We start from the raw sequence: 21778 nt of genomic DNA, 5'->3' as shown, positions 1-21778 counted from the left end.
TGGAAAGAGCAAAGAATCTGACTTTAGAGTCAACAGTCAAATATGCCCGTCGAGCATTACGAAAACTTTCCGGTTGCATCATTCCTGCTGCCGCGCCGCCTGGTGCCGGCCGTCGAAGCCATCTATGCCTTTGCCCGCAGCGCCGATGATATCGCCGACGAGGGCGATGCCCTGCCTGCCGAGCGGCAGGCGAGCCTGGAGCGCTATGGCCAGGAACTGGACGCCATCGAACGCGGCGCCATCCCCGCCGACCCGATGTTCGCGCGCCTGGCCCGGGTGGTTGCCGAGTACCGGCTGCCGGTGGCGCCGATGCACGACCTGCTGTCGGCCTTCCGCCAGGACGTGGTCACCGCCCGCTATGCCGACTACACCCAACTGCTCGACTATTGCCGACGCTCCGCCAACCCGGTCGGGCGCCTGATGCTGGAACTGTACGATGCCGTGGACGAGCGCAACCTGCGCGATTCGGACGCGATCTGCACTTCCCTGCAGCTCATTAACTTCTGGCAGGACGTCGCGATCGACCTGGCCAAGGGCCGGATCTACATCCCCCGGGAAGACCTGGAACGCCATGCCGTCCTCGAGACCGAACTCGGCCGCGACCCCGCCAGCCCGGCCTGGCGCGCCCTGATGCGCTTCGAGGTCGACCGGGCGCGCGCCCTGATACAGAGCGGCGCGCCGCTGGCCTTGCGCCTGCCGGGCCGGGTCGGCTGGGAGCTGCGCCTGATGATCCAGGGCGGCCTGCGGATCCTGGAAGCGATCGAGAAGGTCGACTACGACGTCTTTACGCGGCGCCCGACCCTGCAGCCGGCCGACTGGATCGTCGTCGCCTGGCGCGCCCTGAAAATGTAGGGCGCGCCCCGCATCGGCTAAGATAGCGGATTCGCCGCCCACAGCAGCAAACACCATAAGCAAGAATTACATGTCCCCCGACGAATACTGCCAGCAAAAGACCGCCCAGAGCGGCTCCAGCTTCTACTACAGCTTCCTGTTCCTGCCGCCCGAACGCCGCCGCGCGATCACCGCGCTGTATGCCTTCTGCCGCGAAGTCGACGACACGGTGGACGAGACCAGCGACGCCTCGGTGGCGCGCATCAAGCTGGCCTGGTGGCGTACCGAAGTGTCGAGCATGTACAAGGGCACGCCCACCCACCCCGTGACCCAGGCCCTGCAGCCGCACATCGCGACCTACAAGCTGGAAGAGCAGCACCTGCAGGCCATTGTCGATGGCATGGAGATGGACCTGGACCAGAGCCGCTACCTCGACTACGCCGGCCTGCAGAAATACTGCTGGCGCGTGGCCGGCGTGGTCGGCATCCTGTCGGCCAGCATCTTCGGCTACACGAACCCGCAGACCCTGGCATATGCCGAGAAGCTGGGCCTGGCATTCCAGCTCACCAACATCATCCGCGACGTCGGCGACGACGCACGCAAGGGCCGCATCTACCTGCCGGTCAACGAGCTGCAGCAGTTCAATGTGACGGCCGCCGACATCCTGAATTTCCGCCACGGCGAGAAGTTCGAGGCACTGATGAAGTTCCAGGCCGAGCGCGCCCAGCGCACCTATGACGAGGCCCTGTCCCTGTTGCCGAAGGAAGACCGCCGTGCCCAGCGCCCCGGCCTGATGATGGCCGCGATCTATCGCACCCTGCTGGATGAGATCCAGCGCGACAACTTCCACGTGCTGAACCAGCGCATCTCGCTGACTCCGCTGAGAAAGCTCTGGCTGGCCTGGAAGACTTATGTCCGTACCTGATCGGGTCGCCGTCGTCGGCGGCGGCTGGGCGGGTTGCGCGGCGGCGGTCGAACTGGCGCGCGCGAGATGCCGGGTCACCCTGGTGGAATCGGCCCGGGCGCTGGGCGGACGCGCACGCGGGGTCGAGGTCGGGGGGCGGATGCTCGACAACGGCCAGCACATCCTGCTGGGCGCCTACGAAGACACGCTGCGCCTGCTGCTGGAAGTCGGCATCGATCCCGATGCGGCCCTGCTGCGCCTGCCCGTGCAGATGCGCTACCCCTTCCCCGAAGAAGGCGGCGGCATGGATTTCGTCGCGCCAAGCTGGCCCGCGCCCTTCCACCTGCTCGCCGCCCTGCTGCGCGCCAAAGGACTTGCCCGCGCCGACAAGATGGCCCTGGCGCGCTTCAACAGCGCCGCGAAGTGGATGGGCTGGGTGCTCTACACGGATTGCAGCGTCCAGGAGCTGCTGGATCGCTTCGACCAGACCCCGCGCCTGAACCGCCTGCTCTGGCATCCCCTGTGCATCGCGGCCCTGAACACGCCGCCGGAGCGCGCCTCGGCCAAGGTCTTCCTGGCCGTGCTGCGCGACAGCCTGGGCGCGCGGCGCCGCGCCGCTTCCGACATGCTGCTGCCGCGCCTCGATATGGGGTCCCTGTTCCCGCAGGCCGCCGCCCGCTACGTGGAAAGCCGTGGGGGCAGCGTGCGCCTGGGCGTCAAGGCCGAGGCCCTGGTCCGCGGCGAGGATGGCTGGCAGCTGACCCTGAACGGCCGGCCTGAGGCGTTCGATGCCGTCGTGCTGGCCACGCCGGCCAGTGTCAGCGCTGCCCTCTTGGCACCGCACCCGAAGACGGCCGTTTTGAGCGAGCAACTCGGCGGCTTCGGCTACGAGCCGATCGCCACCTGCTACCTGCAATACGATCCCTCCCTGCGCCTGGAACTGCCCTTCTACGCCCTGCTCGACGATCCGGCCCAGGGCCGCTGGGGCCAGTTCGCCTTCGACCGCGGCCAGCTCGACGCGAAGCAGCCGGGACTGCTGGCCGTGGTGGTCAGCGCGGCCGGCGATGCGGCAGGGCTGGGACAGGAGGCGCTGGCGGCGGCGATCGCCGCCCAGCTGGCGCAGGACCTGCGGCGCCCGCAACTGGCGGCGCCCCAGTGGAGCCGCGTCATTACGGAAAAGCGCGCAACCTTCTCCTGCACCCCGGGCCTGGCGCGCCCCGGCAATGAAACAGGCTTGCCGGGCGTCCTGCTGGCGGGCGACTACACGGCCAGCGACTACCCCGCCACCCTGGAAACGGCGGTGCGCAGCGGTATCGCCGCGGCCACGGCCATCGCTTCTAGCGACACCCTGACCCGCGAAAAGCGCAGCCTGTCGCACGCCGGTGGCCCCGGGACCTCCACTTCCGTACAGTAGCACCATCGATTACATGGTTTTACGGCACGAAATGGACATCATGAACAAGCTACAACTCGGACTGCGCACCCTGGGCCTGCTGGCCCTGGTCATCGCCAGCACCGCCGTGCTGGTCCATCCGGAACTGATCGGCGGTTCCAGCGCCGGCACGGCCGTGGCGATCGGCAGCATTCCCGTGGTCGCGCACCACTGATTCACAGAAATACATACAGGCCGCACATGGGCAAACTGGAATATCTCGACGCGCTCAAGCGGGCCATGCATGGCCTGCCGCCGGAGACGCAGGCCAAGACCCTGGCCTGGTACGAGCAGCGATTCGTGGACGGCGTGGCGGCTGGCCGGAGCGAAGAAAGCATCGCCGAGGAACTCGGCGACCCGCGCAAGGTCGCGGTCACGCTGCGCGCCAGCACCCACATGGATGCCTTCACCGCAAGGAAGAACCCGGCGAATGCGCTGCGCCTCTTGGTCTCCAGCGCCGGCCTGATCGTGTTCAACCTCTTCATGGCCATCCCGGCGGCGGTCTACGCGGCGCTGCTGGTCACAGTGTATGCCTGCGCGCTGGGCTTCTACGTGTCCGGCATCGCGATCACGGCCAGCGGCCTGGCCGGCGCCAATGAACTCATCCTGAACAATCCCCTGCACCGCGTCGAGCGCATGGAGGATGGCAGCGAGCGCCGCACCACCACCGGCTCGCGCACCCGGGTCGCGATCGGCGACCAGGGCATCCACGTCTACCAGGAAGACCCGCCCAGCCGCGACGAGGCCGACGCGGAAGCGGAAGCCGACAAGGAGATGGGCCAGTCCGAACTCGTGATACGCCGCGCCGAAAAGGTGGCCGACACCGGCATCCAGATCACGACCGACCTGGACAAGGAATCGCGCACCACCCAGACCGTTTTCGGCCTGGCCATGGTGTGCGGCGGCATCCTGCTCTTCCTGCTCTCGCTGGTGGTGACCAAGTACACCTTCATCGGCCTGAAGCGCTACCTGCGCATGAACCTCTCGCTCCTGAAGGGGACCTGAGATGCGCACCCTCCTCAAAGTCGGCTTCAGCCTCCTGCTGCTGGCCTTCGTCCTGATCGGCCTGAGCTACGGCATGCTGCGCGCGAACGGCGTGGCCGCCGCCGCCGAGGGCCGCCAACTCAGCACCGAAACCCGCGAGGTCCCGGCCGGCATCAAGGCCGTGGACCTGAACGGCCCGATCGACCTGACCCTGCGCTACGGCGCGGCGCCTTCGCTCAAGGTGCGCGGCGAATCGCGCCTGCTGGGCAATGTCGACGTCACGAAGGATGGCGAGGTCCTGCACATCGGCATCCGCGGCATGGTGCTGCGCCACCGCCGGCCTCTCGAGGTCGAACTGGTCCTCCCTGGCCTGAACAGCGTGACGGTGGACGGCAGCGGCGAGAGCACGGTCAATGGCTTCTCGGGCGAACGCATCGAGGTGCGCATGGAAGGTCCGGGCAGCCTGCGCTTCAACGGACGCTTCCGCGAGGTCACGGCAAGCCTGAGCGGCAGCGGCGAACTGGACCTGAACGGCGGCGCCGGCATCGAACGCTTCGAAGCGAGCCTCACCGGCTCCGGCAGCATGACCATCGTCGGCAGCGCCCGCGAGCTGGCGGCCAGCGCCAGCGGGTCGGGCGACCTCGACGCGCGCCACCTGCGGGCGGAAACGGTCAAGGTGAGCCAGAGCGGTTCGGGCAGCAGCACGGTACAGGCCCGCGATACCGTCACCGCCTCGGTCTCGGGCAGCGGCGACATCGAAGTGCACGGCAATCCGGGCGAGCGCAGCGTGAGCCGCACCGGCACCGGCAGCGTTACTTTTTCAGAATAGAACCATCAAGCCAGGCGAGCGCGTCGCGTCCCGCGGCGCGCCCGCTGCCGAAGCAGGCGGTGAGCAGGTAGCCGCCGGTCGGCGCTTCCCAGTCCACCATCTCTCCGGCCACGAAGACACCCGGCAGCGCGCGCAGCATGCTGCCTTCCAGGGCTTCGAACATCACGCCGCCGGCGCTGCTGATGGCCTCGTCGATCGGGCGCGGGCGTTTCAATACCAGCGGCAGCGCCTTCAGCGCATGCGCCAGCTTGTCCGGATCGTTGTAGTCCTCTTTGGACAGGCACTCGTGCAGCAAACCCGCTTTCACGCCCTTGATGCCGAGGCGTCCCTGCAGGTGGCTCGATAGCGAACGCGAGCCGCGCGGGCGCGTCACCTCTTCCAGCACACGTCCGGCGTCCAGGTCCGGCAGCAGGTCGAGCCAGATGGTGGCCCCGCCCTCGCTTGCAATGCGGTCGCGCAGCGGCGCCGAGATCGCATACACCAGGCTGCCCTCGATGCCGGTCGCCGTCACCACGAACTGGCCCTGGCGGCGCTGCATGGCGCCCTGGCTGTCCTGCCAGGCGATCGCCACGGTAGTCAGGGGGCTGCCGGCGAATTTCTCGCGCATGTGCGCGCTCCAGTCGACATCGAAGCCACAGTTCGAGGGCTGCAGGGGCGCCACGTCCACCCCATGTCCGGCCAGCAGCGGCGCCCAGGCGCCGTCCGAGCCTAACCGCGCCCAACTGGCGCCACCCAGGGCCAGGATCGTGGCATCCGCCTCGACCAGGATTTCGCCATCCGGCGTGGCGATGCGCAGGCGCCCGCCCTGCCAGCCCAGCCAGCGATGGCGCTGGTGGAAGCGCACGCCGGCTTCGCGCAGGCGGTGCAGCCAGGCGCGCAGCAGCGGCGCAGCCTTCATTTCAAGCGGGAAGACCCGGCCGGAACTACCCACGAAGGTGTCGATGCCGAGTCCATGGATCCAGTCGCGCACGGCCTGCGGGTCGAAAGCGTCCAGCCAGCGCGCCACTTCGGCCTCGCGCGCGCCGTAGCGGGCGCGGAAGCTCGGTATCGGCTCGGAATGGGTGATGTTCATGCCGCCCTTCCCGGCCAGCAGGAACTTGCGGCCCACCGATGGCATGGCGTCGTAGACATCGACCTGCACGCCACCCGCGGCCAGGGTCTCGGCCGCCATCAGGCCGGCGGGGCCGCCGCCGATCACGGCGACACGTTGGGATTGGCTGGGCTGCTGACTCATCGGAGTTCAAGGGAGGCAAAGGAGCGGCATTGTAGTCGAGTTTGCGTTCCGCATAAAATGCGCGGTGCGATGTAAAGGGAGCTTGACATGTCAGGTTTCCTTGACTACGATGTCAAGCATACTTTACTTCCTGGAGGATGTCATGCACGAAAAGCGGGTCGGAAAAGCCTATCTGCGCGAGCTGGTCTCGTCGATCGCGCTCTACATGGTCTTGCTGGTGGCCGCCATCCGCTGGGGCCGGCCGATGGAGGAAGGCGCCCTGCGCACCCTGGTGCTGCTGTCACCAATGATCGGCTTCTTCGCGGCCCTGTGGGTCATCGCGCGCCACTTCGGCCGCATCGACGAATACCAGCGCATGCGCATGCTCGAGAACGTTGCGCTGGCCGCGGCGCTCACCGCCGGCCTGACCTTCAGCTACGGCTTCCTCGAAACGGCCGGTTACCCGCGTCTCTCGATGTTCACCGTGTGGTGCGTCCTGTGCGGCTCCGTCGGCGTCGTCGGCATCCTGCGCAAGCTGCTCGACCGATGAACAACCACATCCGCACCCTGCGCGCCGAGCGCGGCTGGAGCCAGGCCGAGCTGGCCGACATGCTCGACGTCTCGCGCCAGAGCGTGAACGCGATCGAGACCGGCCGCTACGACCCGAGCCTGCCGCTCGCCTTCGCTATCGCCAGACTGTTCCAGCTTCCGATCGAATCGATCTTCACCCCAGACCAGGAGTCCGCATGAAAGCCTCGTTGTTGTTCGCAGCAATCTTCGCCCTCGCCACCCCGTCCATGGCCCAGGACGCGCCCGCGCAGCCCAACCGCTTCCTGGTGGCGCAGCCGGCCGCCGCGGAGCGCTTCGAAATCAAGGGCATGCTGGTCGAGCGCCACGGCAGCGGACCGCGCGCCCTGATCCTGGTCCCCGGCCTGTCCAGCGGCGGCTGGGTGTGGCAGCAGATGGTGCGCGACTTCGCGCCCACCAATACGGTCTACGTCGTGACCCTGCCCGGATTCGACGGCCGTCCAACGGTCAGCGGCGACCCCTTCGACAATGCGCGCGACGCCCTGGCCGAGCTGATCGCCTCGCGCAAGCTGGTCAAGCCGGTGGTCGTGGGCCACAGCATCGGGGCAACGCTCGCCTATGCCCTGGCCCAGGAAGTGCCGGACCGCCTCGGCGGCGTGGTCGGCATCGACGGCCTGCCGGTCTTCCCGCGCACCGAAGACCTGACGCTTGAGCAGCGCGCAGCCATGTCCGACGGCGTGCGCAAGCAGATGTCGGGCCTGGCCGGCCCGGCCTTCGCAGCCCAGCAGCAACAATACATGCGCAGCATCGGCATGACCGATATCGGCAAGGCCGACGATGCCGCGAAACTCAGCGCCCGCAGCGACCCGCAGGCGGTCGGCGCCTACGCCGGCGCGGTGATGGCGCGCGACCTGCGTCCCGGCATGGCGAAGGTAGCGGTGCCGGTCCTGGTGCTGGCGCCCTATTATGCGCCCGACGCGCCCTACCTCGGCAATATCAGCATGCAGGACAAAGTGGCGTATTATCGGGCGCTGATGGGCGAAACGCCGAAGCTGGAAGTCGAGGCCATCGACAAGGCCCGCCACTTCCCGATGATCGACCAGCCCGAGGCCGTGAGCGAGGCCGTCCGCCGTTTCCTGAAGCGCCTGTAGGAAGCCGTTGTCCACGATAGGGAGAGAGACCATGCAAAGACTGATCTACTGGAGCGGCCAATACCTGCTGGCGGCCGGCACGATGTTCGCCCTGCTGGTAGGCATCGACGTGCTGCTGCGCGGCGAGGCCTTCGAGACGGGCTGGCGCGAATCCCTGGCCTGGGCCGTCGTGTCGAGCGCGATCTTCATCGGCTCGCGCTATTACCGGGCCAGCCGTGGCGCCAGCTGCGCGATGTGCAGCCACCCCGATACGAAGACCTGAACCTCCACTCCTCCGGAATGCATCAAGACGTGCCCGGGCCGGTAGCGCAGAATTCGCTACCGGCCCGGGCACGTATGCATTTGTAATATCTGCAAGATTCCGCTTGACAATACATGTGAGGGGAATATTCTTGTATCCGCCATAAGGAACGATGGCGCCCGCTCGACGAGGCCGCCACGATTCCGGAAGCAGTCCGTTTCAACATCTTGGAGGATGTGTATGTCGGTAATGACAAGGGCAGCAATGTCTCGTAGGACAATGCTGGGCGCAATCGCGTCCAGTCCACTCTGGATGCAGTCCGCATGGGCGCAGCCGAACAATCTCAAAATCTCGCACCAGTTCCCCGGCGGCAGTATTTCCGAGGGTGATTTCCGCGACCGCTTGTGCCGCATGTTCGCGGCCGACGTCGAACGCCGCACCCGTGGCGGGCTGAAATTCTCGATCTACCCGGGTTCCAGCCTGATGGGCGCCAACGCCCAGTTCCCCGCCCTCAGGAACGGCTCGCTGGACATGGCCCTGGTGCCGCTGTCCTACGCGGGCGCCGAGGCGCCGGAAGCCAACATCGGCCTGATGCCCGGCCTGGTCACCTCGTACGAGCAGGGTTTCGCCTGGAAGAACGCGGCGGTCGGCAAGGAGCTGAGCCGCATCCTCAATGAACAGGGCCTGGTGATCGTCAGCTGGATCTGGCAGGCCGGCGGCGTCGCCTCGCGCGGCAAGCCCTTGCTGCATCCGGAAGACGTGGCCGGCCTGAAGGTGCGCGGCGGCTCGCACGAGATGGACCGCCTGCTGACGGACGCCGGCGCGACGGTCGTGAACATGCCGTCCAATGAGATCGCGGCCGCGATGCGCGCCGGGACCCTCGATGCGGCGCTGACCTCCTCGACCTCGCTGATTTCCTTCCGCCTCGCGGAATCGGCGCGCGCCCTGACCACGGCCCGTGGCGGCGCCTACTGGTTCATGTTCGAGCCGCTCCTGATGTCGCGCACCGTCTTCGACCGCTTGAGCAAACAGCAGCAGGCAGCCGTGATGGCGGTCGGCGCCGAGCTCGAGGCCTTCGCGCTCAAGGCCGCGCGCAACGACGACGCGACCGTGGCCTCGGTCTACGCCAAGGCCGGCGCCCAGGTGGTGGACATGAATGCCGAAGCCCTGCGCAAGTGGCAGGCGGTGGCGCGCACCAATGCGTGGCGCGAATTCGGCGAACGCAACGCGAACTGCGCCAGACTCCTGGCGCTGGCCGAGCAGACCATCGTCTGATCCGTAGGGTGGACGGCTTCGCCGTCCGCGCGTTCAACCGCCCCCTGAATAGTCACTGCAATACTGCTCATGCACTGTTTGAACGCGCGGTCGGCATAGCCGACCACCCTACCCGCCCGTCACGGGCGGGAAGAACGCCACTTCGGCGCCCTCTTCCACCGGCGCCTCCGGTCCGCACATCACCTGTCTGCAAGCCATGCGCACGGCGCGCCCCTCGCCGAGCGCTTCTCCCCACACACCGCCACGCGACGCCAGCAGGCTGCGCACCGCGCCGACCGTCGATGCACCGTCGGGCAACTCGAGCGTTTCCTGGCCCGTGCCGACCGACTCGCGCACCGAGGCGAAATACTTCACATTGATCTTCATGCTGGTCCTAGTGCTGCAGTTCGGCGAAGGGAATGAAGCGTACGAGATCGCCTTCCGCGATCGCCTGGCCCGGCGGATTGTCGACCAGGCCATCGCCCCAGACAGTCGAGGTCAGCACGCCCGAGCCCTGGTTGGGGAAGAGGTCCAGGCCGCCGGCGGCGTTCACGCGCACGCGCAGGAATTCATTGCGGCGGTCGGCCTTGGGCAGCGCGAAATCGGCGCGCATGACGTAGCCGCGCGGCTCCACCGGACCGCTCACGCCCTGCAGGCGCAGCAGGAATGGCCGCACGAAGAGCAGGAAGGTGACGAAGCTCGATACCGGATTGCCGGGCAGGCCGATGATGTACGAGGAACCTTCTGCGCGGCGCACTTCGCCGAAGGCGAGCGGCTTGCCGGGCTTGACGGCGATCTGCCACAGGTCCAGGCGCCCTTCGCTTTCCACCGCCGGCTTGATGTGGTCTTCCTCGCCGACCGAGACGCCGCCCGAGGTGATGATCAGGTCGTGCCCGGCGGCCGCGCGGCGCAGCGTGTCGCGCGTCGCCTCCAGCGAATCCGGCACGATGCCGAAGTCGGTGAAGTCGCAGCCGAGGTTCTCCAGCAGGCCGCGCAGGGTGAAGCGGTTCGAGTTGTAGATCGCGCCGGGCTGCAAGGGCTCGCCCGGCATGGCCAGCTCGTCGCCCGTGAAGAATACCGCCACGCGCACCCGGCGACGCACCGGGAGTTCGGCCAGCCCGACGGACGCTGCAAGCCCGAGCTCCTGGCTGCGCAGGCGCGTCCCCGCAGGCAGGATCACGGAACCGCTCGAGACGTCCTCGCCGGTACGGCGGATCCATTCGCCCGGACGCGGCATATGGCGCACGGTGACGCTGTCGCCCACCGCCTCGCACTGCTCCTGCATCACGACGGCATCGGCGCCCGGTGGAATCAGGGCGCCGGTGAAGATGCGCGCCGCCGTGCCAGGCTCCAGGGGCGCACCGACGGTGCCCGCCGGGATGCGCTGGGCCACGCGCAGGGTCGCGCTGCCGCTCTCGCAATCGCGCGCGCGGACCGCGTAGCCATCCATCTGCGTGTTGTCGGCCGAGGGCACGTCGATGGTCGCGAGCATGTCTTGCGCCAGCACGCGGCCGTTGCCCTCGAGGGTAGGCACGCGCTCGACGCCGTCGACGGCACTAGCCGCGTCCAGCAGCTGGGTCAGCGCCTCGCGCACCGACAGCATGGGCGGCTTCATCGTCACAGCCCCGTGTGCCCGGCGATATAGGCTTTCATGCTGTCCACCTCGGGACGCATGACCACGAAGCGCTGCGGCAGCGCCTCGATGTTCTCGAAGCCGGCCGGGCGCTCGGCGTCCTGGCCGAGTGCTTCGAGGATGGTCTCGTTGAACTTGGCGGCCAGCGCGGTTTCCAGCACGATCATCGGCACGCCCGGCTGCATGTGTTCGCGCGCGACCTTGATGCCGTCGGCAGTGTGGGTGTCGATGGTGATACCGTAATCGTCCGCCACGTCGCGGATGGTGGCCAGGCGATCGGGGTGGGTCGACTTGCCCGAGGCGAAACCGTACTGGCCCACGAGTTTGAATTCGTCGCCATCGCTGCCCGGAGCGCCGGACAAGTCAAAACCGCCGTGGGTGTCGACCTTCTTGAACAGGGCATGGGTGCGCTCGGCGTCGCGCCCCACCAGCTCGTAGACGAAGCGCTCGAAGTTCGAGGCTTTCGAGATATCCATCGAGGGGCTGCTCGTGTGGTAGGTCTCGGCAGGTTTACGCACGCGGTAGACGCCGGTGCGGAAGAACTCGTCGAGCACGTCGTTCTCGTTGGTGGCGGCGACCAGCTTGTCGATCGGCAGGCCCATCATGCGGGCGATGTGGCCGGCGCAGATATTCCCGAAGTTCCCCGAAGGGACGGTGAACGACACCTTCTGCTCGTTATTGGTGGTGGCAGCCAGGTAGCCGCGGAAGTAGTAGACCACCTGCGCGACCACGCGCGCCCAGTTGATCGAGTTGACGGTGCCGATCTTGTGGCGCGCCTTGAAGGACAGGTCGTTCGACACGGCCTTGACCATGTCCTGGCAGTCGTCGAACACGCCTTCCACCGCGATATTGAAGATATTCGGGTCCTGCAGGCTGAACATCTGGGCGGTCTGGAAGGCGCTCATCTTCTTGTGCGGCGAGAGCATGAACACGCGCACGCCGCGCTTGCCGCGCATCGCGTACTCGGCGGCGCTGCCGGTGTCGCCGGAGGTCGCACCAAAAATGTTCAGTTCGTCATTGTTCTTGGCCAGCGCATACTCGAACAGATTGCCCAGCAGCTGCATCGCCATGTCCTTGAAGGCCAGGGTCGGGCCATTGGACAGCGCCTGCAGCACCAGCTTGCCCTTTTCCCCTTCTTCCAGCACGCGCAGCGGGGTGATGTCTTTGGCCGACTCATCGGCCCGCGCATTGCGGTAGACCTCGGGGGTGTAGGTCTTCGCGGTCAGGGCGCGCAGGTCGTCGTCGGGAATGTCGGTCGCAAACTTGCGCAGGATTTCATAGGCCAGTTCGGCATACGACAGCTTGCGCCAGGCATCGAGTTCCGCGCCGCTGACTTGCGGATAGGTTTCGGGGAGATACAGGCCGCCATCCGGAGCGAGACCGGCTAGCAGGATGTCGGAAAAACGCTGGGGATTGCGTGCTGCGGACGCGCTGGTTGCGCGGGTGGAGACGTAATGCATACGGTAGGAAATCCGGTAGGGGCCAAAGTTGAACTTTTATTATAGCGCCCTGAGGGATCGTATGCTGTGGTGCAAAAAAACATCCCGGTTACGTAGGGTGGGCCTGGGCGGCCCCGCGAGTCCTCCGCCCACGCGTTCAACCGTAATACGAACAGAGACGGTGTCGGCCCTCGACGTGTAGTTGAACGCGTGGGCGAGGGATCGCCCACCCTACGGGAAGCGGCAGCGTCAGGTCAGCAGGCGGCGTGGTTAACGGTCACAACGTGGACGGCCAAACCGCCCAGCGAAGTTTCCTTGTACTTCACCTGCATGTCGGCGCCGGTCTGGCGCATCGTCTCGATGGCATTGTCGAGACTGACGAAGTGGGTGCCGTCGCCCTTCATGGCCAGCGAGGCCGCGGTGATCGCCTTGATCGCGCCCATGCCGTTGCGCTCGATGCAGGGAATCTGCACCAGGCCGCCGATCGGGTCGCAGGTCATGCCGAGGTGGTGCTCGATGCCGATCTCCGCCGCATTCTCGATGCGCTCGTTGGAGCCGCCGAGCGCCGCCACCAGGCCGGCCGCCGCCATGGCGCACGCCACCCCGACCTCGCCCTGGCAGCCGATCTCGGCGCCCGAGATCGAGGCATTCTTCTTGCACAGCATGCCGATCGCGGCGGACGTGAGCAGGAAGTCGCGGATGCCCTGCACCGGGTCGCTCGGACGGCAGTCCTCGGCGTAGTAGCGCAGCACCGCCGGGATGATCCCGGCCGCGCCATTGGTCGGCGCGGTGACGACACGGCCGCCGGCCGCATTCTCCTCGTTGACGGCCATCGCATACAGGGTCACGTGGTGCGTCGCATCGTGCGGCAACTCGTTGACGCGCTTGCCCTCGTTGCAGTGCGCCTGCTTCCACAGCTTGGCCGCGCGGCGCTTGACGTTCAGGCCGCCGGGCAGTTCGCCCTCGGTGACGAGGCCGTGGGCGATACAGTCGTGCATCACCTTCCAGATGCGATCCAGGCCCGTGTCCAGGTCAAGCTCGCTCATGCGCGCCAGCTCGTTCGCGCGCAGCATGTGCGGGATCGACAGGCCGTGCTCGCGCCCCTGGGCCAGCAACTCGGCCATCGTGTCGAATGGGAAGGGCACCGTGCGCGAAGGCGCTTCCGCCGCGCGCGCCTGGCTCTCGCCTGCCGCGGTGATGAAGCCGCCGCCCACCGAGTAATAGATGCGTTCGATGATGCTGCCGTCAAGCAGCTGCAGGACGAACTTCATGCCGTTCGGGTGTTCCGGCAGGGTCGACTGCTTGTGCCAGATGAGGCCGGTACGGTACTGGAAGGGGACTTCCTTCTCGCCCAGCAGTTTCAGCTTGCCGTCCATCTCGGCTTCGGCCAGCTTGTCCTCGACCGTGTCCGGGTCCACGCCCTGCGGCGTCTCGCCCATCAGGCCGAGGATCACGGCCTTGTCCGTCGCGTGGCCGACGCCGGTCAGCGCCAGCGAACCATACAGGTGTGCCTCGACGCCCACCGCCTGCTCAAGCGAACCACACTCCAGCAGGAAGCGGCGCGCCGCCACCATCGGGCCCACCGTGTGGGAGCTCGACGGGCCGATACCGATCTTGAAAAGATCGAAAACGCTCATATCCATCTTGTTGTCTCGACTATCCGGTTTTGATTGTTTTTATTGTTTGATCTTGGGTTGACGCTCAGGCGGCGACGCCGACGTCGATGTTCTTCAGCATATCGGCGACCATCTCCTCGACACCGATGCGCGCCTTCCAGCCCCAGTCGGAGGTCGCGCGGCTGTCGTCCAGGCTCTTCGGCCAGGAGTCCGCGATCTGCTGGCGGCTGTCCGGCTTGTAGGCGATCTCGAAGCCAGGTACCGCCTTCTTGATGGCGGCCGCCAGTTCACGCGGGTTGAAGGACACGCCGGCCACGTTGTACGAAGAGCGGATCGCGACCTTCTCCGCCGGGGCATCCATCAGCTCGATGGTGGCGCGGATCGCGTCCGGCATGTAGATCATCGGCAGCGTGGTTTCCGGGCCCAGGAAGCATTCATAGGTCTCGCCCTTGAGCGCCGAGTAGAAGATCGCGATCGCGTAGTCGGTGGTGCCGCCGCCCGGGGGCGACTTGAAGCTGATGATGCCAGGGTAGCGGATCGAGCGCACGTCCACGCCGTACTTGCTGTGGTAGTACTCGCACAGGCGCTCGCCGGCGAGCTTGCTGATGCCATAGATCGAGGTCGGGTCCATCACCGCGTACTGCGGAGTGGATTCGGCCGGGGTATTCGGCCCAAAAGCGGCGATCGAGGAAGGCCAGAAGATCTTCAGCGGCTTGCCCGCTTCGCCACGCTCGCGCGCGACTTCCAGGATGTTCAGCAGGCCGTCCATGTTCAGGGTCCAGGCCTTGAGCGGGGCCTTTTCGCCGGTGGCCGACAGCAGCGCTGCCAGCTGGTAGACCTGGGTGATGCCTTCCGCATCGATCAGCTGGGCGAGACGGTCCTTGTCCAGCACGTCCAGCTGAGTGTAGCGCGCCGCGCCGTAGACGTTGTTGGTGCCGATGTCCGAGGCGATGACGTTCTGCGCGCCGTGCTGCTCCGCCAGGGCGGTCACGAGTTCACTGCCGATCTGGCCGTTGGCGCCAATGATGAGGATGCGTTCCATTGTTCTGTTCCGATCTTATTGATTCTTGAGGATGCCCAGCTCTTTGCCGGCTTGTTCGAAGGCCTTGAGCACGGTGTCGAGCTGCTCGCGGGTGTGGGCGGCGGAGAGCTGCACGCGCACGCGCGCCTGCCCCATCGGCACCACCGGGTAGAAGAAGCCTGACAGCAGCACGCCCAGCTCGAACATGCGGGCCGCGAATTTCTGGGCGATCGGCGCGTCGAACAGCATCACCGGCACCACCGGGTGGGTGCCCGGCTTGATGGTGAAGCCGATGCGCTCGATCTCCTTGCGGAAGTATGCGGTGTTGTCCATCAGGCGGTCGCGCAGCTCGGTCGATTTCGAGATGCGGTCCAGCACTGCCAGCGAAGCGCCGGCGATCATCGGGGCCAGGGTGTTCGAGAACAGGTAGGGGCGCGACTTCTGGCGCAGGGTCTCGATGACCTCCTTGCGGCCCGAGGTGAAGCCGCCCATCGCACCGCCCAGGGCCTTGCCCAGGGTGCCGGTGATGATGTCGATCTTGCCGATCACGCCGCAGTGCTCGTGGGTGCCGCGGCCGGTCTTGCCCATGAAGCCCGAAGCGTGCGACTCGTCGATCATGGTCAGGGCGCCGTATTTCTCGGCCAGCGCGACGATCTTGTCCAGCTGGGCGATGGTGCCGTCCATCGAGAAGACACCGTCGGTGACGATGATCTTGTGGCGCTTGCCCGCTTCCGTAGCGGCGACCAGCTGCTTCTCCAGGTCCGCCATGTCGTTGTTGGCGTAGCGGTAGCGCGCCGCCTTGCACAGGCGCACGCCGTCGATGATCGAGGCGTGGTTCAGGGCATCCGAGATGATGGCGTCGTTCTCGTCGAAGAGCGGCTCGAACACGCCGCCGTTGGCGTCGAATGCGGCCGCGTAGAGGATGGTGTCTTCGGTGCCGAGGAATTCGGAGAGCTTCTGTTCCAGTTCCTTGTGCACGGTCTGGGTGCCGCAGATGAAGCGCACCGAGGACAGGCCGTAGCCATACTTTTCCAGCGCGGCGGCGGCCGCATCGCTGGTCTCCCTGTCGCCGGACAGGCCCAGGTAGTTATTGGCGCACATATTGATCAAGGTGCGGCCATCCTGGGAGACCACCTCGGAGCCCTGGCGCGAAGCGATCACGCGCTCCGGCTTGAAGAGGCCCTCGGTGCGCAGCGTCTCGAGTTTCGATTGCAGGCCGCTGTAAAATGCTTGATCGCTCATGTTGTAACCACTCCCAGGTTGGTCCGGCTTGACCGGCGGTTGGCGGATGTCGTATCGTTGGCTCGTTCGATTTAGAAACCAAGTTCTGTATGTCGAACGAAAATTCAATATATTGAATCTTACCCCCAGCTAATGAACTTGGCAAGCAAAGCTATAAGCATATTCAGGTCCTAATTTAATCAATGAGCAAAACTCTAACAAATAACGCTCCGCCCGAAGTTGGCGCCACGCTACAGCGCCTGCGCCTGGCCAGGGGCCTGACCCTTGAAGATCTGTCACGTATCGCGGGGGTGTCCAAGTCGATGCTGTCCCAGATCGAGCGCGAAAAGGCCAATCCCACCATCGCCATCACCTGGCGCCTGGCCAATGCCCTGGGCGTGGAGATCGGCGAGCTGCTCTCGTCGGAGGTGCGGGCCGTGGACCTGATCCGCGTGGTGGACCCGCACGAAACCCCTACCCTGCCCGGCGCCCATGCCGGTTATTCCCTGCGCATCCTGGGTCCGATGGACCTGGCGGGCAAGTACGAGTGGTACGAGCTGACCCTGGCGCCGGGCGGCGAGATGGCGTCGCAGGCCCACGATCCGGGCACCAAGGAGCACCTGACCGTCATTACGGGCACGATCGAGCTGGAAGTGGGGACGGAAAAGAAGAAGATCAAGCATGGGGGCACGGCGCGCTATCCGGCGGATTACGACCATGTGATCAGGAATGCGGGGAAGACCGAGGCGAAGGCGCTGCTGGTCGTCGTTCAGAGGTAGGGTGGACGGCTTCGCCGTCCGCGCATTCAACTCACGGATGCGCAGTGACGGCTCATGTTGCATTTGAACGCGCGGACGCTTGTAATTCCGGGCATTGCCCGAAATTACCCCGTCCACCCTACAAAAACGGCCACTCGTTCGAGTGGCCGTTCTTACATCAAGGCTTCGGCTTAGTTGCTGCCACCGACCGCGGTCGGCGCAGCGCCGCCAACCTTCAGCTCACGCGCCAGGAAACCCCAGCGATCCGCCACTTCCTCGATCTGCTTGGTGGTCGGCTTGCCCGCGCCATGACCAGCCTTGGTCTCGATGCGGATCAGCACCGGTGCGGCGCCCGCCTGGGCGGCCTGGGCGGCCGCGGCGAACTTGAAGCTGTGCGCCGGGACCACGCGGTCGTCGTGGTCGGCCGTGGTCACCATGGTCGCCGGGTAGCAGGTGCCCGGTTTCAGGTTGTGCAGCGGCGAGTACTTGACCAGGGCCTTGAACTCGTCCGGGTTCTCCGACGAGCCGTAGTCCGAGGTCCAGGCCCAGCCGATGGTGAACTTGTGGAAGCGCAGCATGTCCATCACGCCCACCGCCGGCAACGCGGCGCCGAACAGTTCCGGACGCTGGGTCATGGCCGCGCCCACCAGCAGGCCGCCGTTCGAACCGCCGCCGATCGCCAGCTTTTGCGGCGAGGTCACCTTGTTCGCGATCAGCCACTCGGCCGCGCCGATGAAGTCGTCGAACACGTTCTGCTTCTGCAGCTTGGTGCCGGCCTGGTGCCAGGCTTCGCCGTATTCGCCGCCGCCGCGCAGGTTGGCCACGACATACACGCCGCCCATCTCCATCCAGGCCAGGTTGGCCGGCGAGAAGCCCGGGGTCATCGAGATGTTGAAGCCGCCGTAGCCGTACAGGTAGGTCGGGTTCTGGCCGTCCAGCTTCAGGCCCTTCTTCGACACGATGAACATCGGGACCTTGGTGCCGTCCTTCGAGGTGAAGAACTGCTGGCGGGTCTCGTAGTCCGCCGGATTGAAGTCCACCTTCGGCTGGCGGAACACGGTGCTCTCGCCGGTCTTCATGTTCAGGCGGTAGATCGTGGTCGGCGTGGTGAAGCCGGTGAAGGAATAGAAGGTCTCAAGGTCGCCACGCTTGCCCGACAGGCCGCCGACCGAGCCGATGCCCGGCAGCTTGATTTCGCGCACCGGCTTGCCCTTGAGGTCATGCACGCGCACCACGGCGCGCGCGTCCTTCAGGTACTCGAGCACCAGCTGGTTGTTGATGATGTCCGCGCCGGTCAGGGTTTCGCCCTTCTCGGCAACGATCTCCTTCCAGTTCGACTCCTGCGGCCTGGTGATGTCGATCGCGACGATGCGTTTCTTGGGCGCGTTGCGGTCGGTGCTGAAGTAGAACACCGTGCCGACGTTGTCGATGAAGTCGTAGCCGGCATCGAAGTTGTCGATCAGGTCGACCACTTTCGAATCGGGCTTGGACAGGTCCTTGTAGGACACGCGGTACTTCGGCGCGGTGCCTTTCGTCGTGGTGATGATCAGGTAACGGCCGTCGTCGGTGGTGTGGCCGCCGAAGCCCCATTCCTTCTGGTCCGGGCGGTCGTAGACCAGGGTGTCGGCGCTTTGGGGCGTGCCGATGCGGTGGAAGTAGAGCTTCTGGAAGTAGTTCACGTCGGCCAGCTTGGTCGCTTCCTTCGGCTCGTCGTAGCGGCTGTAGAAGAAGCCCTTGCCGTCCTTGGTCCAGGCGGTGCTCGAGAACTTGACCCACTTGATGTGGTCGTCAATGTCCTTGCCGGTCTCGATGTCGCGCACGCGGATCTCGTTCCAGTCCGAACCCGAGGCGGCGGTGCTGTAGGCCAGCAGCTTGCCGTCCGGGCTGACCGCGGCGCCGGCCAGGGCGACGGTGCCGTCGCTGGACATGGTGTTCGGGTCGAGCAGCACGCGCGGGGTGTCGCTCAGGGTCTTCTGGGTGTACAGCACCGACTGGTTCTGCAGGCCGTCGTTGCGCGAGTAGAAGTAGCGGCCGCCTTCCTTGCCGGGGACGCTGTAGCGCTCGTAGTTCCAGAGCTTGGTCAGGCGCTCGCGGATCGCCGCGCGCTGCGGGATCTGGTTCAGGTATGCCTGGGTCACGGTGTTCTGGGCGGTCACCCAGGCCTTGGTGTCGGCGCTGTTCGCGTCCTCGAGCCAGCGGTAGGGGTCGGCCACGACGGTGCCGTGGTAGTTGTCGGTCTGGTCGAGCTTCTTCGCGACCGGGTAGGTCAAGGAAGGGCCATTGGCGGGGCAGCTCTGCGCCAGCGCCGTGTTGGCGCCAAAGGCCGCAGCCAGCAGGGTGACGAGCGTTACGTGTCTCAGGGTCATATCGTTCTCGGTCGATTATTCATGGGGTCGGCGATTGCCGACGGCCATCATAACGCGAATTGCCGAGGTCGCCTATGCCTCTCCAGGCTGGCGCATGGGCGGCATTTACCCGCTCAATAGGGAGATGATCGTGGTGGATTGACTGATGGAAGTTAGTGGCCAGGCGCCTGGCCGCGCTGGCGTCGTCCGGCCTGGACCCGGTTGGTCAGGGCGCGGCCCCAGTGCCCGCCCGTTCCCGGCTTGCCGGTCTTGCCGGCGCTGCGGGAACCGGACCCGGCGTCCTCGTGGTCGGAGCCGGCCGCGAGCAGCATCCACATATAGGCGCGCAGCGGATCGCGTTCGGCGCCGCGTCCGCTGCCCACCATGCCGCCCAGGTTGTACTGGGCCAGCGCATGGCCCTGTTCGGCCGCCTGGCGGTACCAGTAGGTGGCGAGGGTATCGTCGTGCGGCACGCCCTGGCCGTTGGCGTAGAGGACGCCGAGGTTGTTCTGGGCGCTGGCGTCGCCCTGCTGGGCTGCACGCCGGTACCATTCGGCGGCCCTGGTCTCGTCGCGCGGCGCGCCCTCGCCCCGTGCGTACATGACCCCGAGGCTGAACTGGGCATTCGGCGCGCCCTGCTCCGCCGCGCGCTGGGTCCACTCGAAGGCGCGCGCCGGGTCGCGCACCGTGCCGCGACCGAGCGAATACATGACGCCGGCACAGTACTGGGCCTGGACGTGGCCGCGCGTGGCGGCCCGCAGGAACCAGGACAGGGCGCGCTCGTCGTCGCCCGAGCCGTGTCCGCCGGCCAGCAGGGTGGCAAGGGCGTACTGGGCCTCGGTGTCGTCGCGCATGGCGGCCCGCTCGAGCCAGGCGACGGCGCGGGCCGGGTCGGCCGTCACCCCCTGTCCCTGGGCATAGGCAAGGCCGAGGTAGCGCTGGGAGACGGGGTCGCCCTGGGCGGCCGCCTGGCGGAACCAGCACAGGGCCTGGGCGTCGTCGGCCTCGACGCCGTCGCCGCGCCGGTACATCAGGGCCAGGCTGCGCTGGGCGCCGACATGGCCCTGGCGCGCCGCCTTGCGAAACCAGGCCATCGCGAGCGGGTGCGAGACCGGCACGCCGAGCCCCTGCAGGTAGCACTCGCCGAGCAGGTGTTCGGCGCTGGCCAGGCCCTGCTCGGCGGCGCGGTAGAACCAGCCGAAGGCAACCTCGTGCGACTGCGGCACCCCGCGCCCCTTGCGGTACAGGAGTCCGAGGTTCTGCTGGGCCGAAGGATCGCCCTGGGCGGCGGCACGCCCGAACCAGCGCGCGGCGAGCTCGTCGCTGCGGGGCGCGCCCTGGCCCCGGCTGTACATGGCCCCGAGATGGTTCTGGGCGGCCGCCAGCCCCTTCTCGGCGGCCAGCTGCATCCACTTGAGCGCATGGGCGTCGTCGCGTTCGACCGCCTGGCCCTGCTTGTACAGCAGGCCGAGATTGAACTGGGCGTAGGGATTGCCTCGCATGGCGGCCGGGTGGAACCACAGGAAGACATCGTAGCCCTCGCGGGCGGCGTTCTGGCGACTCATCCCTTCCCCTCCACGCCGAACCCGCCTCTGGGGTGCCCGGCAACGATCGACACGGCGGGACGCAGATGCGCCGCCGTTGTTAAAAGTTTAAGGGGGCGACACGCGCGCGGTTTGCGTCCGCGCAAGCGTGCCGGTGCTCGCGCAGCCGCTGCGCAGACTCAGGCTGCCGCAAGCCGGCGCTCGCGCTCGAGGCTCGCGTATTTTTCGAGGAAGACCGGCACCTTGGCTGCGGCCAGCTTGTTGATCGACACCAGCAGATCGGGCGCGACCTGCTGCAGGCCGTGGCTCGTGCCCAGGTGGCGCGCCGCATGCAGCAGCACCTCGGCCGAGACCTCGGCGTCGGCCTCGGCCCGGTGGGCGGTGCCGCGGAAGACGATGCCGAGGCGGCTGGACAGGTTGCCGAGCTTGTAGCTCGGCAGGCCCGGGTAGAGCCGGCGCGCCAGCTTCAGCGAACAGACCAGGCCGCAGTGGCCGGTCGGGCGGCCGATGCGCCAGCCCTCGGCCTTCAGGAACTTCTCGTCGAAGCTGGCATTGTGGGCGGCCAGCATGTCGCCACCGATGAAGTCGAGCAGCTCGGCCACCACGCGCTGGCTGGGCGGCGCCGAATCGACCATGTCCTGGCTGATGCCGGTCAGCTGGGTGATGAAGGATGGGATGCGCACCCCGCAGTTCACCAGCGAGACGTAGCGGTCGCGGATCTCGCCGCCGACGATGCGCAGGGCCGCGACTTCGGTGATACGGTCGCCCGCATCCGGCGACAGGCCGGTGGTCTCGAAGTCGAGCATCACGATCGGACGTTCAAATATACTCATG

The 21778-nt window shown here is 66.6% G+C and carries 22 protein-coding genes; 12 read left to right on the top strand and 10 right to left on the bottom strand.

The annotated features are described in order from the left end of the window. The first annotated feature begins 42 nt into the window (after positions 1-42). From hpnC to NX780_RS19440, 6 genes are all read left to right on the top strand, one after another. Entirely contained in the window at positions 43-852 is an 810-nt protein-coding gene (gene hpnC / locus NX780_RS19465; protein ID WP_258829541.1) for a squalene synthase HpnC, read from the top strand. A 70-nt stretch (positions 853-922) separates the two neighbouring features. Next, positions 923-1756 carry a presqualene diphosphate synthase HpnD gene (hpnD, locus tag NX780_RS19460; protein ID WP_258829540.1) on the top strand — a complete coding sequence of 278 codons (834 nt, stop codon included), beginning with the start codon at positions 923-925 and terminating at the stop codon, positions 1754-1756. Then, complete coding sequence (hpnE, locus tag NX780_RS19455) at positions 1743-3149, top strand: hydroxysqualene dehydroxylase HpnE (RefSeq protein ID WP_258829539.1); 1407 nt, start codon at positions 1743-1745, stop codon at positions 3147-3149. The genes hpnD and hpnE overlap by 14 nt, the downstream gene beginning before the upstream one ends. Before the next feature lie 40 nt (positions 3150-3189). Then, positions 3190-3342: a hypothetical protein gene (locus NX780_RS19450; protein WP_258829538.1), complete on the top strand. Its 153-nt coding sequence runs from the start codon at positions 3190-3192 to the stop codon at positions 3340-3342. Positions 3343-3368: 26 nt separating this feature from the next. Further along, on the top strand, positions 3369-4172 hold the full coding sequence (locus NX780_RS19445; protein WP_258829537.1) for a DUF1700 domain-containing protein: 804 nt from the start codon (positions 3369-3371) through the stop codon (positions 4170-4172). A 1-nt stretch (position 4173) separates the two neighbouring features. Further along, on the top strand, positions 4174-4980 hold the full coding sequence (locus tag NX780_RS19440) for a head GIN domain-containing protein (protein ID WP_258829536.1): 807 nt from the start codon (positions 4174-4176) through the stop codon (positions 4978-4980). Here NX780_RS19440 and NX780_RS19435 read toward each other — a convergent pair. Further along, on the bottom strand, positions 4964-6214 hold the full coding sequence (locus NX780_RS19435) for a TIGR03862 family flavoprotein (protein WP_258829535.1): 1251 nt from the start codon (positions 6212-6214) through the stop codon (positions 4964-4966). The two genes, NX780_RS19440 and NX780_RS19435, sit on opposite strands and share 17 nt — an antisense overlap. A 142-nt stretch (positions 6215-6356) precedes the next feature. Here NX780_RS19435 and NX780_RS19430 point away from each other — a divergent pair, with 142 nt between their 5' ends. The 5 genes from NX780_RS19430 to dctP all read left to right on the top strand — a co-directional run bounded on the left by NX780_RS19430 (position 6357) and on the right by dctP (position 9388). Further along, positions 6357-6743 carry a hypothetical protein gene (locus NX780_RS19430; protein WP_258829534.1) on the top strand — a complete coding sequence of 129 codons (387 nt, stop codon included), beginning with the start codon at positions 6357-6359 and terminating at the stop codon, positions 6741-6743. Beyond that, positions 6740-6943, top strand: a complete 204-nt coding sequence (locus NX780_RS19425; RefSeq protein WP_258829533.1) for a helix-turn-helix transcriptional regulator — start codon at positions 6740-6742, stop codon at positions 6941-6943. The genes NX780_RS19430 and NX780_RS19425 overlap by 4 nt, the downstream gene beginning before the upstream one ends. Continuing rightward, positions 6940-7872 (top strand): alpha/beta fold hydrolase, encoded by a 933-nt coding sequence (locus NX780_RS19420; protein WP_258829532.1) that lies wholly within the window; start codon positions 6940-6942, stop codon positions 7870-7872. Before NX780_RS19425 ends, NX780_RS19420 begins: the two co-directional genes overlap by 4 nt. Before the next feature lie 31 nt (positions 7873-7903). Further along, positions 7904-8134, top strand: a complete 231-nt coding sequence (locus NX780_RS19415) for a hypothetical protein (RefSeq protein ID WP_258829531.1) — start codon at positions 7904-7906, stop codon at positions 8132-8134. 243 nt (positions 8135-8377) lie between these two features. Continuing rightward, on the top strand, positions 8378-9388 hold the full coding sequence (dctP, locus tag NX780_RS19410) for a TRAP transporter substrate-binding protein DctP (protein ID WP_258829530.1): 1011 nt from the start codon (positions 8378-8380) through the stop codon (positions 9386-9388). Between the two features lie 108 nt (positions 9389-9496). On the opposite strand, the gene moaD is transcribed toward dctP, so the two are convergent. The 6 genes from moaD to NX780_RS19380 form a co-directional block, all read right to left on the bottom strand. Then, the gene (gene moaD, locus NX780_RS19405; protein ID WP_258829529.1) at positions 9497-9754 is read right to left on the bottom strand and encodes a molybdopterin converting factor subunit 1; all 258 of its coding nucleotides are present in this window, start codon (positions 9752-9754) and stop codon (positions 9497-9499) included. A gap of 7 nt (positions 9755-9761) precedes the next feature. After that, positions 9762-10982, bottom strand: coding sequence for a molybdopterin molybdotransferase MoeA (locus tag NX780_RS19400; RefSeq protein ID WP_258829528.1), 1221 nt, complete (start codon positions 10980-10982; stop codon positions 9762-9764). A 2-nt stretch (positions 10983-10984) separates the two neighbouring features. Beyond that, complete coding sequence (gene thrC / locus NX780_RS19395; RefSeq protein WP_258829527.1) at positions 10985-12460, bottom strand: threonine synthase; 1476 nt, start codon at positions 12458-12460, stop codon at positions 10985-10987. Between the two features lie 233 nt (positions 12461-12693). Beyond that, positions 12694-14082, bottom strand: a complete 1389-nt coding sequence (locus NX780_RS19390; protein WP_258829526.1) for an L-serine ammonia-lyase — start codon at positions 14080-14082, stop codon at positions 12694-12696. Positions 14083-14140: 58 nt separating this feature from the next. Beyond that, positions 14141-15097: an NAD-dependent epimerase/dehydratase family protein gene (locus tag NX780_RS19385; RefSeq protein ID WP_258829525.1), complete on the bottom strand. Its 957-nt coding sequence runs from the start codon at positions 15095-15097 to the stop codon at positions 14141-14143. Positions 15098-15112: 15 nt separating this feature from the next. Continuing rightward, positions 15113-16318, bottom strand: coding sequence for a glycine C-acetyltransferase (locus NX780_RS19380; RefSeq protein WP_258829524.1), 1206 nt, complete (start codon positions 16316-16318; stop codon positions 15113-15115). A gap of 182 nt (positions 16319-16500) precedes the next feature. On the opposite strand from NX780_RS19380, the gene NX780_RS19375 reads away from it, so the two are divergent. Beyond that, on the top strand, positions 16501-17076 hold the full coding sequence (locus NX780_RS19375) for a helix-turn-helix domain-containing protein (RefSeq protein WP_258829523.1): 576 nt from the start codon (positions 16501-16503) through the stop codon (positions 17074-17076). A gap of 170 nt (positions 17077-17246) precedes the next feature. Here NX780_RS19375 and NX780_RS19370 read toward each other — a convergent pair whose 3' ends face one another. The 3 genes from NX780_RS19370 to NX780_RS19360 all read right to left on the bottom strand — a co-directional run bounded on the left by NX780_RS19370 (position 17247) and on the right by NX780_RS19360 (position 21777). Further along, a complete protein-coding gene (locus NX780_RS19370) occupies positions 17247-19421 on the bottom strand; it encodes a prolyl oligopeptidase family serine peptidase (RefSeq protein WP_258829522.1) in 2175 nt (724 codons plus the stop codon). Between the two features lie 152 nt (positions 19422-19573). Next, on the bottom strand, positions 19574-20965 hold the full coding sequence (locus tag NX780_RS19365) for a tetratricopeptide repeat protein (protein ID WP_258829521.1): 1392 nt from the start codon (positions 20963-20965) through the stop codon (positions 19574-19576). A gap of 158 nt (positions 20966-21123) precedes the next feature. Then, positions 21124-21777: a 3'-5' exonuclease gene (locus NX780_RS19360; RefSeq protein ID WP_258829520.1), complete on the bottom strand. Its 654-nt coding sequence runs from the start codon at positions 21775-21777 to the stop codon at positions 21124-21126. Position 21778 lies beyond the last annotated feature (1 nt).

This window comes from Massilia agri (genome assembly GCF_024753255.1).
Taxonomy (GTDB): domain Bacteria; phylum Pseudomonadota; class Gammaproteobacteria; order Burkholderiales; family Burkholderiaceae_D; genus Telluria; species Telluria agri.
The sequence above is the reverse complement of the archived record's forward strand: the minus strand, read 5'-3'. Positions and strand labels throughout refer to the sequence as shown.

Excerpts from the sequence above, each read along its gene's own strand:
- hpnC (WP_258829541.1), top strand. The coding sequence starts at position 43 with ATGCCCGTCGAGCATTACGAAAACTTTCCGGTTGCATCATTCCTGCTG.
- hpnD (WP_258829540.1), top strand. The coding sequence starts at position 923 with ATGTCCCCCGACGAATACTGCCAGCAAAAGACCGCCCAGAGCGGCTCC.
- hpnE (WP_258829539.1), top strand. The coding sequence starts at position 1,743 with ATGTCCGTACCTGATCGGGTCGCCGTCGTCGGCGGCGGCTGGGCGGGT.
- NX780_RS19450 (WP_258829538.1), top strand. The coding sequence starts at position 3,190 with ATGAACAAGCTACAACTCGGACTGCGCACCCTGGGCCTGCTGGCCCTG.
- NX780_RS19445 (WP_258829537.1), top strand. The coding sequence starts at position 3,369 with ATGGGCAAACTGGAATATCTCGACGCGCTCAAGCGGGCCATGCATGGC.
- NX780_RS19440 (WP_258829536.1), top strand. The coding sequence starts at position 4,174 with ATGCGCACCCTCCTCAAAGTCGGCTTCAGCCTCCTGCTGCTGGCCTTC.
- NX780_RS19435 (WP_258829535.1), bottom strand. The coding sequence starts at position 6,214 with ATGAGTCAGCAGCCCAGCCAATCCCAACGTGTCGCCGTGATCGGCGGC.
- NX780_RS19430 (WP_258829534.1), top strand. The coding sequence starts at position 6,357 with ATGCACGAAAAGCGGGTCGGAAAAGCCTATCTGCGCGAGCTGGTCTCG.
- NX780_RS19425 (WP_258829533.1), top strand. The coding sequence starts at position 6,740 with ATGAACAACCACATCCGCACCCTGCGCGCCGAGCGCGGCTGGAGCCAG.
- NX780_RS19420 (WP_258829532.1), top strand. The coding sequence starts at position 6,940 with ATGAAAGCCTCGTTGTTGTTCGCAGCAATCTTCGCCCTCGCCACCCCG.
- NX780_RS19415 (WP_258829531.1), top strand. The coding sequence starts at position 7,904 with ATGCAAAGACTGATCTACTGGAGCGGCCAATACCTGCTGGCGGCCGGC.
- dctP (WP_258829530.1), top strand. The coding sequence starts at position 8,378 with ATGTCTCGTAGGACAATGCTGGGCGCAATCGCGTCCAGTCCACTCTGG.
- moaD (WP_258829529.1), bottom strand. The coding sequence starts at position 9,754 with ATGAAGATCAATGTGAAGTATTTCGCCTCGGTGCGCGAGTCGGTCGGC.
- NX780_RS19400 (WP_258829528.1), bottom strand. The coding sequence starts at position 10,982 with ATGAAGCCGCCCATGCTGTCGGTGCGCGAGGCGCTGACCCAGCTGCTG.
- thrC (WP_258829527.1), bottom strand. The coding sequence starts at position 12,460 with ATGCATTACGTCTCCACCCGCGCAACCAGCGCGTCCGCAGCACGCAAT.
- NX780_RS19390 (WP_258829526.1), bottom strand. The coding sequence starts at position 14,082 with ATGGATATGAGCGTTTTCGATCTTTTCAAGATCGGTATCGGCCCGTCG.
- NX780_RS19385 (WP_258829525.1), bottom strand. The coding sequence starts at position 15,097 with ATGGAACGCATCCTCATCATTGGCGCCAACGGCCAGATCGGCAGTGAA.
- NX780_RS19380 (WP_258829524.1), bottom strand. The coding sequence starts at position 16,318 with ATGAGCGATCAAGCATTTTACAGCGGCCTGCAATCGAAACTCGAGACG.
- NX780_RS19375 (WP_258829523.1), top strand. The coding sequence starts at position 16,501 with ATGAGCAAAACTCTAACAAATAACGCTCCGCCCGAAGTTGGCGCCACG.
- NX780_RS19370 (WP_258829522.1), bottom strand. The coding sequence starts at position 19,421 with ATGACCCTGAGACACGTAACGCTCGTCACCCTGCTGGCTGCGGCCTTT.
- NX780_RS19365 (WP_258829521.1), bottom strand. The coding sequence starts at position 20,965 with ATGAGTCGCCAGAACGCCGCCCGCGAGGGCTACGATGTCTTCCTGTGG.
- NX780_RS19360 (WP_258829520.1), bottom strand. The coding sequence starts at position 21,777 with ATGAGTATATTTGAACGTCCGATCGTGATGCTCGACTTCGAGACCACC.